The sequence below is a fragment of the Acidiphilium sp. AL genome (genome assembly GCF_025499445.1).
In the GTDB taxonomy this organism is placed as follows: Bacteria; Pseudomonadota; Alphaproteobacteria; order Acetobacterales; family Acetobacteraceae; genus Acidiphilium; species Acidiphilium iwatense.
This window is the reverse complement of the sequence record NZ_JAIMBZ010000005.1, coordinates 50,160-63,545: the sequence shown is the minus strand read 5'-3', so window position 1 is coordinate 63,545 and position 13,386 is coordinate 50,160. Positions and strand designations below refer to the sequence as shown.

Here is a 13,386-nt window from a genome sequence, read left to right as displayed (position 1 = left end):
CGGGTTCGAAGCGCCAACCGGGTGGTATGCACGATGGCGCCCTTCACGAGGCCGATGGTCGCTCGTAAGCTCGGCTATCGGTACGTTCTGACCGGCTTGAAACAGGAGCTCGGAATGCCTCAGAAGATCATTCTCAATATCAACGGCAAGGATCGCACGGTCGAGGCCGAGCCGGATAGCATGCTGCTCTACGCGCTGCGCGACAATCTCGGCCTGCACGGCCCAAAATTCGGCTGCGGCCTGTCGGAATGCGGCGCCTGCACGGTGATTCTGGACGGTGCCGCGATCCATTCCTGCGTGACGCCGCTGGCGGCCGCGAAGGGGCAGAAGATCACCACGCTGGAGGGGCTGGCCAAGGACGGCAAGCCGAACGCTCTGCAGCAGGCTTTCATCGACGAGCAGGCGGCGCAATGCGGCTATTGCATCAACGGCATGATCATGACCGCGCAGGCGTTTCTCGACCAGCATCCGAAGCCGGACCGCGACCTGATCAAGCAGGCGCTGAACGGGAATCTGTGCCGCTGCGGCACCCATATGCGCATCATCCGCGCGGTCGAGCGCGTAGCCGGCCATGGCGCGACACAGGAGGCACAGTGATGAACAGCATCTCCCCCACGCTGAGCCGCCGCTCGGTGCTCAAGGCGTCGAGTGGCCTCGTCATCGCCTTCAGCCTGTTCGCGCCGGGCGAAGCGGCAGCGGCGCTGCCGCCGACCCCGGACGGTGTGCCGCCGGATGCCGCCAAGCTCTACGCCTGGCTCGCGGTGCACCCCGACGACACCGCGACGCTGTTCACCGGCAAGGTCGAGGTCGGCACCGGGGCCGAAACCGCCCTCGCCCAGATCGCCGCGGAGGAACTCGATTTTCCGATCGACCGGATGGGCGTGGTCATGGGCACCACGTCGCTGACGGTGAACCAGGGCCCGACCTATGGCAGCATGACGATCCGCTACGCCGGGCCGCAGATCCGCCACGCCGCCGCCGCCGGGCGGCAGGCGCTGCTCGACCTCGCCGCCGCGCATTTCAAGGTCAAGGCGGACCGGCTGGTCGCGAAGGATGGCAGGATTTCGGTGCAAGGGGACGCCCATCGCGCGATCAGCTACGGCAGGCTGGTCGACGGCAAGCGGCTGGACATGACGATCGGCGCGGCCGGCAAGGGTTTCGGCATGAAGGTCGCGCCGAATGCCCGCGTCAAGAACCCCGCGACCTACACGGTGGTCGGCAAATCGGTGATGCGCAAGGATATCCCGGCCAAGATCACCGGGGCCTACACCTATATCCAGGACGTCAAGGTACCGGGCATGCTGCACGGGCGGGTGGTGCGGCCCTATGGCGTGCGATCGACGCTGATCAGCGTCGATGACGGCGGGCTCAAGGACATTCCCGGCTTCGTCCGACTGGTGCGGCGCGACAATTTCCTGGGCGTGGTCGCCGAAACCGAATGGGGTGCCATTCAAGCGGCGGAGAAACTGGGCTCGGTTCTGCACGCAAAAGGCCCGGCGGCAGGGCCGGTCAAATGGTCGGACTGGCAAGGTCTGCCGGCGATGGACGCGATCTGGCACACCGTGCGCGAGACCGCCGGCACCGACACCACGGTCGCCAAAACCGGCTCGGTCGACACCGCGCTGCACGGCGCCGCCAAGGTGCTGAAAGCAACCTACCGCACGCCGTTTCAGATGCACGCCTCGATCGGCCCGTCCTGCGCGATCGCCGAGGTCGGCAAGGATCGCGCCACGTTCTGGTCCTCCACCCAGATGCCGCACGAAGCGCGGCACGACATGGCCAAGCTGCTCGGAATTCCCGCCGACCGGATCGAGCTGAACTGGTTCGAAGGCTCCGGGGCCTATGGCCGCAACGGGTTCGACCACGTCAATGCGGATGCCGCCCTGATGTCGCAGGCGGTGGGCAAGCCGGTGCGCGTGCAATGGATGCGCTGGGACGAAAACGGCTGGGAGCCGAAAGGGCCGCCGATCGTGCAGGATCTGGCCGGTGCGGTCGACGCCCACGGCAACGTCACCGCCTGGCGGCATCACATGTGGATTCCGACCACGTCCGATACCGAGCTGATCGCGGCCGAGCTGATCGGCAAGCCGCGCATCGTCGGCAGCGTCGGGCGCGGCTCTCCCGCCATCACCTATGCCTATCATTTCCCCAATGCCGACGTGACCTCGCATGGCGAGGGGCGGGTCGGGCTGCTGACCGCCTGGCTGCGCTCGCCGGCCCAGTTCGAGACCACCTTCGCGATGGAAGCCTTCATCGACGAGCTGGCCGCCGCCTCGGGCCAGGACCCGCTGGCGCTCCGGCTCAAGCACCTGACCGACAAGCGAGCGGTCGATGTGCTGCAAGCCGCCGCCAAAGCCTATGGCTGGCAGGCCCGTCCGCCGCGCGGCAAGCCCGCATCCGGCGACGGCAATGCGCCGCTGCACGGGCGCGGCATCGCCTGGGCTAACCGCGACGACGTGCGGGTGGCCACCATCGTCGATGTCACGGTCGACCCGGCGAGCGGTGCGATCAGGGTGACGCGGGCGGTGGTCGCGCACGATTGCGGCCTGGTGGTCAACCCGGACGGGCTGAAAAACCAGATCGAGGGCAATGTGATCCAGTCGATCAGCCGCACCCTGCACGAAGAAGTCACATTCGATCATTCCCGTGTCACCAGCCTCGACTGGATCGGCTATCCGATCCTGCGGTTCGAGGAGGTGCCGGACAGGATCGATATCGTGCTGGTCAACAACAGTCCAGAATACCCGTCCTACGGCGCGGGCGAACCCTCGACCTGCCCGACCGCCGCGGTGATCAGCAACGCGGTTTACGACGCAACCGGGGTGAGGCTGCGCCAGACACCGTTCCGGCCCAATCGGGTCAAGGCCGCGATGACCTGACGCTTCGCATGGCACGGCGCCTGCTCAGGAAGCGGGCGGCGCTGCCAGGCGGAGTCTGACATGGATGATCAGCGATATGACGTCGGGAATCAGCGTCCGGTCGGCGGTCATGCCAAAGTCGGACCGGCTTACCTGACCGGTTGCGACGAAATCCTCGACGATGCCTCCCGCCGGCGATTGATGAGCGTGCCTGGTCAGCACGGCGTCGAACGTCTCCGCGTGGTCGATGCCGCGGATCGTCAGAATGCCGTGGATCGCGAAGCGGCCCGCGGATCGGGGCACGACGGACGTGCTCCGAAAGACAATGATCGGGAATTGCACCGCATCGAAAAAAGCCTTGGAGCGCAGCAGCGTCGCGCCTTCCGCCCAGCCCATGTCGATGGCGCTGTCGTCCACCGCAACCGTAATGGTGCTCTTTTCCAGTGAGCCAGGATCCAGGCCCAGATGGCCACTGAACCGGGTAAAATAGCCATGGGTGCCGACCGTCCCAATTCCGCCGGTGCGAAACTCGATCGTCGCGAATCGCTGGTCGAGAGGATAGATCGTAGGAGATGCGGCCCTACTCGGGCAGGGCAATAGCACGCCGGCCAGCAAAGCCAGAACAACAGCCGCATTGGTATAGTGCCGCTTCATTTTCGTCCCCGACGTTTCGACCAAGAATCGCTGCGACTGGGCCTCTCGACATGCCACAGGCGAGCAGGAAGCATCCGAACCGCTAGTCGAAAGACGCGCCAGGGCGGGATTCATTCCGCCGCAACGATCATTCTGCGCGTGACTTTTCGTTACGCGAAGAATGCCGGAGCGCGCGGAATATGCCGCGCGGCGGGGCGTCGATCCTCATGAGGGAAAACGAACCCTGTTTTGGGGAACAGATCATGCGCACGATATTGAGAACAATGCCCCTGGCGGCCCTGGTGCTGGCCGGCTGCGCTACGGGACCAAGCCTGTCGGAACGGATGTCGGCCTATGTCGGACGGCCTGAATCAATTCTGGTGAAGCAACTCGGCGTGCCGAACCGGCGCATCAGAGTCGCGGGCGTCACCTATTTCGCCTATGTCCACCAGCATTTCCACTATACATCCGGCTCATACGGCTTCGGCATGGGCCCGATCTTCGATGCCGACGATGACGATGATGCCTTCTTTGGTCCCGCCTTCGGCGGCGGCTTCCCGGCACGAGCCTATACCGACACCTGCGTCGTGACGTTCACGCTGAAGGACAAAATGGTGCAGTCCTATACCATGCGCGGTAACGCCTGCTACTGATACCCAGCTTTCCGGCGGTTTTTACGCAGAAAACGCGCCGGAGGAGCGATGACCATGACGAACATTCGCACACCCACACGCCATCTCTGGAAACTGCTCATACCGCTCGGGCTCGGCGTTGCCGGTCTCAGCCTTTCCGGCTGCGCGACCTATCCCGGATACTATGCCGGATATAATTCGGGATATGAATATCCCGCCTACGGCTCGCCCGGCTACCTGTTTGGCGGGGGGTTTTTCGGCGACGACGAGTTCGGCGATTTCGACGATATCCACCATCGCGACTTCGATCATGACGGCGATCACGATTTCGACCGCGACGGCGACCATGATTTCGATCACGCCAACGATCATGACAACGATCATTTTGTTAGTCATGGCTCTGGAAATGTCGTCGGCCATATCGCAGGTTTTGCTGCCGCTCACGCTATTGGCCCTGCCGGCGGTCATGTCGGTGGCCCTGCCGGCGGTCATATCGGTGGCCCTGCCGGCGGCCATGTCGGTGGCCCTGCCGGCGGTCATTCCGGTGGACACGTCGGCGGTCATGGCGGCGGCCGGCATTAGTGCCCTGATCGGAAGTTTTTAAAATCATCGCCACGGGCACTTAGAGCGTGATGACTTTCAGCCGATCACGCTCTACTCTTTGTTGGGGCGAGCAATTTCATGGCTTTGCGGATCGCTGCGCGATTCCACTTAAAGCCATATTGCTCTAGGAATTTCGGAACCGCCACTCCAGCGAACTCGCATTGCTGCGGCAGCATTCGCCTTTGGCCCGGAATAGAGACGTCCCGCCGGACGTCTCTGATGCAAGGTCACGAAATCCTGCAACGGATAACGCAAGGAGATTTCCGATGGGTGGCTGCGCGGCGGATACCGTCATCGAGAACGAAACGACCCTTCGCGCGCTCTATCCGCCATCCCGATACCTTCAGATATGGGACCGGCTCGACCCGAAGGGCCGGCAGTTCATCGCACGGTCGCCGCTGTTGATCATCGGATCGGCGCGGCCCGATCGGGGCATCGATCTGAGTCCGCGGGGCGGTCCGCCTGGGTTTGTGCGCGTGCCTGACGCCCAGACGTTGATCATACCCGACCGGGCCGGCAACAACCGGCTCGACACGATGAGCAATCTCCTTGCCGATCGCCGGGTTGGAGTGCTGTTTCTTATCCCAGGCGTCGCAACAATACTCAGAATCAAGGGGGTGACGCGTCTCGAACGCGATCCGCAGGATTCGACCGGGGACCATGTGCATGATTCCGGCAAGCTGGCGATCGTGGTGACGATACGGTCCGCTTTCATCCACTGCCCCAGAGCGCTCCACCATTCCCGGCTGTGGGATGCGGATTATCGCGCCAGTTCCGACCCGGCCATGTCCTGACGAATATCTTCCATACCGAAACAATGTCCTGATGCGCATCGGTCGAGGCTTATTGCCACCGCTCGGGAATGGGTCTCTTGAAATAATCCAGGCAACGCGCGTAAACTCATGGAAGATCGGCGAGTCGCCCGGACAGGACCGAGCGCATCGCGGTCAAGACCAATCTCAGCCCCTATTCGCGCTCCATCTCGATCGTCATTGCCGTCACCAGAAGATTTTTGCCTGGCGAAAGCGGCGCATATGCTTGTACGATCCCGTCTCTCGGCTGGCGCGATTGTGCTTATGCCAGTCGAGCACAAGCGTGACCGCCCGGCGAATCGCGCCGTCATCCGTGGAATCGGCGAGTTCTCTCAGAACAATCCGGGCCGTACGAACGTCGTTGGCATAACCGAGATCGTTCAGCAGCAACCTGAGTCTCTTCAGATAGAAATCGGCTGCTCCCACATCGAACTGGCTGGCCAGACATTCGATCGTATAGCGCAGTCTTTTCAATGCGATGCGCAATTCGTGCCGCTCGGGCGGCGAGAGGGTTCCAAAATTGCGGCTTCGCTGCTTCGCCTTCCGATGGCTCCGCGCGACGAGAATTCGTGCCACCTCCCCGACCGGACGGGCGAACCATGCCGCCTGCTCCGCCGATCCGGATTCACGCCAGGCATGGGTTTCGAACCAGTGCCCGAGGCTCAGGACCGTCGCGCGGCACGCGGATGTACCGATATCTTCCCCGAGCTTGCGATAGGCCGCCTGACGCTCGGATTCGACCATGGCGACGAGACGCCGCAGGTTTTCGTCACCCGGCACGGCATTGCAGACGGGAAGCAGGATTTCCTCGGCGATGACGTCCCAGTTGCGCGGAGTTTCAAGCGTGCCGGAAAGCAGTTTCAACTGATTGTTGGCCAGCCGGTATTGCGCGGTCGCGATATTCGGCTTGAACGCCGCCAGGATCGAACGCAATCGTCTCAGCGCAACCCGCATCTGATGCACGGCCTCGGGCGTTTCGGCTGAAACCGCTTGCATGTTTCCGATGAAATGCGCGAGCCCGCTGCGGCCGATGTCGCGCAGCGCGGTATCGATCGGGATGCCGGATGCAAAGACCGGACGTTTGGCCCGAACAGGGCGCGCGAACAGGACCGGCACAGCATGCGGCCCATGCCGTTTCCCGAGCCGGCGTTCACCGTCCTCGCTCGTCCGTCCCGTCAACGAAGCGATACTCCACCGATCGGGCGTCGCTATCGGACCAGGTTTGCTCGTCACAGTGCGGTGCCATCCTTGCGCCGGAACCATGGCGCGAAATCCATTATGACGGCGGAGTTTTGAAAGTCGCAATGCCCAGCTCGCTCCTTCGCGCAGGCCAAGGCATTTTATCCAGCCGAATCAATTTCTTGCGCCACTCGGCGGCCCGTTCGCCATAGGCGGCACCGCAGAGTTCCTCGGTCTGGACGCCGATCTTCCTCCGATGGGCCGCGATGCCTATGCTGCCCGGCATTCAGCAGGAGGAAGCCGATGTCTCTCGGAACCGTAAAGCCGCCATCGATGGACGCGCTGCGCGAGGTCGCGGCCGAACTGGGCATGACGATCGGCGATACCGACCTCGCCGATCATCACGCGGCACTCGCCGCGAGCGTCGCCGCCTACGACCTGATCGACCGGATGCCCGACGAATTGCCGGAAGTCCGCTATCCGCGCACGCCCGGCACGCGGCCGGCGGCGGAGGCGAACCCCTACGGCGCCTGGGCGGTCCAGACAACCATCGAGGGAGCGGCATCCGGCCCGCTCAAGGGCAAGACCATCGTGCTGAAAGACAATATCTGTCTCGCCGGCGTGCCGATGGCCAACGGCGCCTCGACCCTCGACGGCTATGTGCCGGATGTCGACGCGACGGTTGCGACAAGGATTCTCGACGCGGGGGGAACGATCGTCGGCAAGTCGGTCTGCGAGTATTTCTGCTTCTCGGGCGGCAGCCATACCAGCGCGAGCGGGCCGGTGCATAATCCGCACCGGCACGGCTATTCGGCGGGCGGATCGTCGTCGGGCAGCGCCGCGCTGGTCGCGGCCGGCGAGGTGCCGATGGCGCTCGGCGGCGATCAGGGCGGATCGATCAGGATTCCGTCGGCTTTCTGCGGCACATACGGGATGAAGCCGACCTATGGGCTCGTGCCGTATACGGGGATCATGCCGATCGAGACGACGCTGGACCATGTCGGTCCGATCACCGCGACGGTCGAGGACAATGCGCTTCTGCTCGAGGTGCTTGCCGGGCCGGACGGGCTCGATCCGCGCCAGTATGGCGGGCAGTCCAAGCCCTGGCACGAGGCGATCGGGCGCGGCGTTCAGGGATTGCGGATCGGCATGGTGCAGGAAGGCTTCGGCCATCCGCAATCGCAGGCGGCGAGCGATGCCGTGGTGCGCGCGGCGGCGGAGCGGTTCAAGGGATTCGGCGCGGCCGTCGAGGCCGTTTCCATCCCGATGCACAGTCTCGGCCCGGCGATCTGGCTGCCGGTCGCGGCCGAGGGGGCGACGATGCAGATGATGCTGGGCAACGGGTTCGGCTTCAACTGGCAGGGGCTTTACGTCACCTCGCTGCTCGACCGGCACGCCTCCTGGCGCGACCGGGCGGACGAACTGTCGGACACGCTCAAGAATACCATGCTGCTCGGGCATTACATGGTGACCCGGCATCGCGGACATTACTACGCCAAGGCCCAGAATCTGGTGCGGCGCCTGCGCGCGGCCTACGATGCCGCGCTCGCGCGGTACGACCTGCTGCTGATGCCCACCCTACCGATGGTCGCGACCAAGCTGCCGGCGCCGGATGCGCCGGTCTCGGAGATTCTTCAGCGCGGCTTCGAGATGATACCGAACACGGCGCCGTTCGACTGCACCCATCATCCGGCGATGAGCATTCCCTGCGGCAAGGTGGACGGGTTGCCGGTCGGCATGATGCTGATCGGCCGATCGCACGATGAGGAAACGATCTACCGGGCGGCGGGCGCCTTCGAGAGCGGCGTGGACTGGACGACGATGACCGGCTGAGCCGGCTGCCGCGTCGCGCGCGGAATCGCTAGAGCAAGGTAGGTGTTTGATCCCGGATTTTGATGGTGCGATCTTCTCACGGGAGTGGAAGGAGGCATTATGGTCCAGGTTTTACATGGGCGCGCCGCCAGGGCGTCGAACTCGGCTGAGGAGCGCGCGATGAACGACAGCCCATTCTCCCCCGTCCGCGTCGAGTCCGGCCTCGGCAAGGTGATCGCCCAGGTGGTGGGGGTTCTGGTCGGCACCCAGATCGCCGCCGGCACCATTCCGCGCTGCTGAGCCGGCAGATCACCGGGCGGATCGCCGTTCTGCTCGGCTGGGTCTTCAGTTTCGGCCTGTATTAAGGAGGGCGGGATTACCACCCTCGGCGACCGCGCCTGGGCCAAGGCGCAGGATCTCGGCCATCTCACCTTCAGCTTCAACGGTGCCGCCGTCGCGGAACGGCTCGGCGAGATCTGCGTCACCCCCCTGCCGGCGGCCTCGCTTCTGGAAATCCTGCACCCCGGCCAGACCATCGAGATCCTGCGCGGTTAGGCCGTCCGGCCGAGCGGATCGTTACGACCCGATCCGGTCGGCCACCGCGGTGCGGCGGCTCGGTGCAGGCGATGGCCGCGACGGAGCCTGACCAGGCAGATCGGCCGGATAGCTGATGGTCGCCAGGCACTGGGCCGCGATCGCGTCACGCCGGAAAAAAAACCCCATATCGTCGGTTTCGATGCATTTGATCGAGACGCGCCCTTGCGGGATGGACAGCAAGGATGCCGAGCGGGCCACCATGTCGGCGATGCTGTCCGTGATCTCCTCCCAATCGGTGATCAGGGTGAGGTCGATATGCTCGATCTTGCCGCCCGCCATCGCGACGATCGACACGGCTTTGCGGATGAGGACCTCCGAATTCTGGAACCGGATATTGCGGAAAGTGAAGCCGCTTATCGGCTCTTCCCTGAGCCCGCCGACCGTACCGAGCACGGCGCGCGTGATCGCGTTGAGCCCGATATCGGCGCGATCGGCCGTGTTCATGCCCGCTCGCGGCCTGAGCATGATCCCGCACATCGTCATGTGGCCGCCTTGGCGCAAAGGCTGGGAATCGAATCCCCAGCCGGTATGGGTCTCCCGATGTCCGCGTTCCAGGATCGCTGTCGCGCGTTGAAGATCTGCCTCGGTGGTGATCTTGAAATTGTCGTCGGTACCCGGAACCACCTCGATCCGCATGCCGGCGTGTTCAGCGACCATCGCATCGTCGGTCATGTCGAGATTGAGCGGATTCGCCGCATGGATCTGACGGTGTGCCGCCAGGATGTCGTGATAACGAAACCCTTGAGGGGTCTGCGCGCGCACGATGCCGGTCCGGTCGATCGTTTTGACCCCCTCCGGCTGGCCGCACTGTTTCAGCGTGTCGGCGACCTTTAGGCCGGCAATCGCGCAAGGGACCCGGTCGAGCGCATTCAGGACCGCGGAAATCGTTTCCTGCTCCACGAAGGGTCGCACGGCATCGTGAATGATCACCTTGCGCGGATTGAGATCGATAATCCCCTCAAGGCCGAGCAGCACGGATTCCTGCCGCGTATTGCCGCCGATCAGAGGCGGCAGCAGATCGAGCCCGCTGGTCGCATCCGTGTAGAATTTGAGGTCGGATGGATGGATCAGGACCTGGACCGCATCGATTTGGGGATGGCGGCAGAAGGCGGCAATCGTGTAGCGAATGACCGGCGAGCCGGCGAGTTCGCGATACTGCTTCGGAATCGTGCCTCCAAAACGCGTACCCCGTCCTGCAGCCACGATAAGCGCTACGTTCATTGCAATCCTCGCATATGCCCTGCCGCGGCCTGGCTTCCCGTCTCGCCGGACCGCCAAGGCCGTTCGACCGCCACCGCGGCGTCAACCCACTTCCGGCCGGGACGACTCATCGCCGCGATACAGCCTTCCTGGCAAAAACGCCAGCATCCCGATTCGGAGGTTCGGTTGTGCCAATGGAGACGCCCGAAGGTGCAAACATTTTGACAATTTCTATTACATTTATTTCATTCCCGTGACCTCATCGCGATCCGAACCCGAATGAGGCGACGCAGCGAGGAGACGAAACATGGATTTTGCCGCCCACCGTGGATCGTTGGCATGACACTGCTCATGGAGCGCGACATCACCGTCCGGGTGCGCGAAGGCCTGCATGCGCGACTGGTCGCGCAGTTGGTGAAGCTCGCCAAGTCGTTCGACACGGCAGTGGAAATTCGCCGGGGCGCGGACGCGGCGAGCACGCGCAGTTCGGTCAAGCTGATGCTGCTGTCGATCAGGGAGGGCGACAGGATCACCGTCCGCGCCGAGGGTAGCGACGCCGAAGCCGCGATCGATGCGGTCAGCCGCCTCCTCGAGGATGATAGCGAGGCACCCAGACCCGAACAAATGTTTATGTCCGTTTCGGAAAGTCCGATCGGCGCCCTGGCGGGCATTGGGGCCAGCGACGGTAGCGCGCTCGGTCCCGCCTTTCCGTTCTTCATGGAACCGATCAGCGCCGAGCGGCTGGCGATCCCTGCCGCCGGACGGGCGGCGGAACTTGCGCGGCGACCGCGCATACGGCGATCATGGCCCGCACCCACGGCATTCCCGCCGTATTTGGCTGCGATTCCCTGCCGTATGTCGCGGCCGGCACTCCGATCGGCGTGGATGGCCGTCTCGGGACGGTGTTCATCGATCCGGGTGCCGACATCATCGCCCGCCTCATCGCTGCGGCGCAGGCGGTCGGCGTCTGCGGCGAAGCCGCCGCGGAGCCGGATTTGATTCCGGTTCTGATCAAACTTGGCGTCACCGAACTCAGCATGAGCCCGGCCGCCATTCTGCACGGCAAGAAGACCATTTCCGAATGTTAGCGACGAGGCGCGGTGCATGACACGGGGTCATCGGGAACCCCGGCACGTCAGCGCGCGATCGCAAATGTCAGACAAAATGACCGAGCAGACATCTGGGCTGGCATGACGATCCCGAATCCGGGACGATGATCGGGTTCGGGATGCGCCGGCGGCAATCTTGAACTCGTGCGCCGGGAGCGCCACTATACGGCCGGAGACGGAAACGGCCGGACGTGGCAGCACGGTGCGGCAGGCAGCATGCCGTCCGCAAAAAGGAGCGTATATGCCGCCGATCCTATCGGTCCGTGCCGTCGCCAAGACATACAAAAACGGATTCACAGCTTTGCGGGCAGTCGATCTCGCGATCGAGAAAGGCGAGATCTTCGCGCTGCTCGGCCCCAACGGCGCCGGCAAGACGACGCTCATCAGCATCGTCTGCGGCACCGTCACGATGACGTCGGGGCAGGTGCTCGTCGATGGTCACGACATCGCGCGGGATTATCGCGCCGCCCGCTCGCGGATCGGGCTCGTGCCGCAGGAAATCGCGCTCGACATCTTCGCCACGGTCTGGAACACGGTCAGCTTCAGCCGCGGCCTGTTCGGCAAGCGGCCAAACCCCGCCTATATCGAATCCCTGCTGCGCGACCTCTCGCTCTGGGATAAGCGGAACAGCCGCGTCATCGAACTTTCGGGAGGGATGAAGCGGCGCGTGATGATCGCGAAAGCGCTCAGTCACGAGCCCGATATCCTGTTTCTCGACGAACCGACCGCCGGCGTGGATGTCGGGCTGCGGCGCGACATGTGGACGCTCGTGCGCAAGCTCCGGGACAAGGGCGTGACCGTGATCCTTACCACCCACTACATCGAGGAAGCCGAGGAAATGGCCGATCGCGTCGGCGTCATCGACGACGGCCGCCTTCTGCTGGTCGAGGAAACGACCCATCTGATGCGCAAGCTCGGCAAGCGGCGGCTGACCCTCGCGCTCCAGCATCCGATGGAGGCGATCCCGCCCGAACTCGCCGGCTGGTCTCTCGAGCTTGAGGCCGATGGCCAGCATCTCGTCTACAGCTTCGACGCCAATGCCGAGGATACCGGAATCCCCACGCTGCTCAGGCGGCTCGGCGAGAAAGGGATCGATTTCAAGGATCTCGACACGAGCCGGAGTTCGCTCGAGGACATTTTCGTCAATCTGGTGGAGCGCGCGGCATGAGCGGACCATTTCTCAACGGTGCCGGCATGTGGGCGATCTACCGCACCGAAATGGCGCGGATGCGGCGCACCATCTGGCAAAGCGTGGCGACGCCGGTGATCACGACCGTGCTCTATTTCATCGTATTCGGCGGCGCGATCGGCTCGCGGATACAGCATGTCGGCGGGGTCGGCTACGGTGCGTTCATCGTCCCCGGCCTCATCATGCTCACGCTGCTGACGCAGAGCATCTCGAACGCCTCGATCGGCATCTATTTTCCCAAGTTCACCAAGACGATTTTCGAGATCCTTTCGGCGCCGCTCTCCTTCACGGAAGCGGTCTTCGCTTATGTCGGCGCGGCGGCGACCAAGTCGATCCTGCTCGCACTCATCATTCTCGCGACGGCGACGTTCTTCGTGCCCGTACGCATCCTGCATCCCGGCTGGATGGTGGCGTTCCTGCTGCTGACCGCGATCGCGTTCAGCCTGTTCGGCTTCATCGTCGGCATCTGGGCCGAGAATTTCGAACAGCTCGCCATCATACCGGCGCTGGTGGTGACGCCGCTGACCTTCCTGGGCGGCGCTTTCTACTCGATCGACATGCTGCCGCAGCCCTGGCGGACGATCAACCTGCTGAATCCCGTCGTCTATCTCATCAGCGGCTTCCGCTGGAGCTTTTACGGAACCGGCGATATCGGGGTCGGGACCAGCCTGGCATTCACCGCGGTATTCATGGTGATATGCGTTGCCCTGCTCTGGTGGATATTCCGCACCGGGTATCGCCTGAAACCATGATTTCCGTGTC

At 63.8% G+C, this 13,386-nt stretch carries 13 protein-coding genes and 2 pseudogenes; 11 read left to right on the top strand and 4 right to left on the bottom strand.

Annotated features, from left to right (window positions below; translation table 11 throughout):
- The first annotated feature begins 114 nt into the window (after positions 1-114).
- Positions 115-597: a (2Fe-2S)-binding protein gene (locus AiwAL_RS05585; protein WP_262312272.1), complete on the top strand. Its 483-nt coding sequence runs from the start codon at positions 115-117 to the stop codon at positions 595-597.
- Positions 597-2,879 carry a molybdopterin cofactor-binding domain-containing protein gene (locus tag AiwAL_RS05580; protein ID WP_262312271.1) on the top strand — a complete coding sequence of 761 codons (2,283 nt, stop codon included), beginning with the start codon at positions 597-599 and terminating at the stop codon, positions 2,877-2,879. The genes AiwAL_RS05585 and AiwAL_RS05580 overlap by 1 nt, the downstream gene beginning before the upstream one ends.
- A gap of 24 nt (positions 2,880-2,903) precedes the next feature.
- On the opposite strand, the gene AiwAL_RS05575 is transcribed toward AiwAL_RS05580, so the two are convergent.
- Positions 2,904-3,512: a YceI family protein gene (locus tag AiwAL_RS05575; protein ID WP_235702868.1), complete on the bottom strand. Its 609-nt coding sequence runs from the start codon at positions 3,510-3,512 to the stop codon at positions 2,904-2,906.
- A 179-nt stretch (positions 3,513-3,691) separates the two neighbouring features.
- On the opposite strand from AiwAL_RS05575, the gene AiwAL_RS05570 reads away from it, so the two are divergent.
- The gene (locus tag AiwAL_RS05570) at positions 3,692-4,144 is read left to right on the top strand and encodes a hypothetical protein (protein ID WP_262312270.1); all 453 of its coding nucleotides are present in this window, start codon (positions 3,692-3,694) and stop codon (positions 4,142-4,144) included.
- 21 nt (positions 4,145-4,165) lie between these two features.
- Here the strand turns inward: AiwAL_RS05570 and AiwAL_RS05565 are convergent, their stop codons facing one another.
- Positions 4,166-4,687 carry a hypothetical protein gene (locus tag AiwAL_RS05565; RefSeq protein ID WP_262312269.1) on the bottom strand — a complete coding sequence of 174 codons (522 nt, stop codon included), beginning with the start codon at positions 4,685-4,687 and terminating at the stop codon, positions 4,166-4,168.
- A 305-nt stretch (positions 4,688-4,992) separates the two neighbouring features.
- Here AiwAL_RS05565 and AiwAL_RS05560 point away from each other — a divergent pair, with 305 nt between their 5' ends.
- Positions 4,993-5,520 carry a pyridoxamine 5'-phosphate oxidase family protein gene (locus tag AiwAL_RS05560; protein ID WP_262312268.1) on the top strand — a complete coding sequence of 176 codons (528 nt, stop codon included), beginning with the start codon at positions 4,993-4,995 and terminating at the stop codon, positions 5,518-5,520.
- A 204-nt stretch (positions 5,521-5,724) separates the two neighbouring features.
- Here AiwAL_RS05560 and AiwAL_RS05555 read toward each other — a convergent pair whose 3' ends face one another.
- The gene (locus AiwAL_RS05555) at positions 5,725-6,717 is read right to left on the bottom strand and encodes a CHAD domain-containing protein (protein ID WP_262312267.1); all 993 of its coding nucleotides are present in this window, start codon (positions 6,715-6,717) and stop codon (positions 5,725-5,727) included.
- A 303-nt stretch (positions 6,718-7,020) separates the two neighbouring features.
- Here AiwAL_RS05555 and AiwAL_RS05550 point away from each other — a divergent pair, with 303 nt between their 5' ends.
- The 3 genes and pseudogenes from AiwAL_RS05550 to AiwAL_RS20355 form a co-directional block, all read left to right on the top strand.
- On the top strand, positions 7,021-8,550 hold the full coding sequence (locus AiwAL_RS05550) for an amidase (protein WP_235702873.1): 1,530 nt from the start codon (positions 7,021-7,023) through the stop codon (positions 8,548-8,550).
- A gap of 159 nt (positions 8,551-8,709) precedes the next feature.
- Positions 8,710-8,829, top strand: coding sequence for a hypothetical protein (locus tag AiwAL_RS05545; protein WP_235702874.1), 120 nt, complete (start codon positions 8,710-8,712; stop codon positions 8,827-8,829).
- Between the two features lie 51 nt (positions 8,830-8,880).
- Positions 8,881-9,084 (top strand): annotated as a pseudogene (locus AiwAL_RS20355) (PTS glucitol/sorbitol transporter subunit IIA); the annotation flags it as partial.
- 21 nt (positions 9,085-9,105) lie between these two features.
- Here the strand turns inward: AiwAL_RS20355 and ispD are convergent.
- Positions 9,106-10,347, bottom strand: coding sequence for a 2-C-methyl-D-erythritol 4-phosphate cytidylyltransferase (gene ispD, locus AiwAL_RS05540; RefSeq protein WP_262312266.1), 1,242 nt, complete (start codon positions 10,345-10,347; stop codon positions 9,106-9,108).
- Between the two features lie 258 nt (positions 10,348-10,605).
- On the opposite strand from ispD, the pseudogene AiwAL_RS20350 reads away from it, so the two are divergent.
- From AiwAL_RS20350 to AiwAL_RS05520, 4 genes and pseudogenes are all read left to right on the top strand, one after another.
- A pseudogene (locus tag AiwAL_RS20350) lies at positions 10,606-10,860 on the top strand (HPr family phosphocarrier protein); the annotation flags it as partial.
- Positions 10,861-11,129: 269 nt separating this feature from the next.
- Entirely contained in the window at positions 11,130-11,414 is a 285-nt protein-coding gene (locus AiwAL_RS05530; protein WP_262312264.1) for a putative PEP-binding protein, read from the top strand.
- Between the two features lie 262 nt (positions 11,415-11,676).
- Entirely contained in the window at positions 11,677-12,603 is a 927-nt protein-coding gene (locus AiwAL_RS05525; protein ID WP_262312263.1) for an ABC transporter ATP-binding protein, read from the top strand.
- On the top strand, positions 12,600-13,376 hold the full coding sequence (locus AiwAL_RS05520; protein WP_262312262.1) for an ABC transporter permease: 777 nt from the start codon (positions 12,600-12,602) through the stop codon (positions 13,374-13,376). Before AiwAL_RS05525 ends, AiwAL_RS05520 begins: the two co-directional genes overlap by 4 nt.
- The last annotated feature ends 10 nt before the right edge of the window (positions 13,377-13,386 follow it).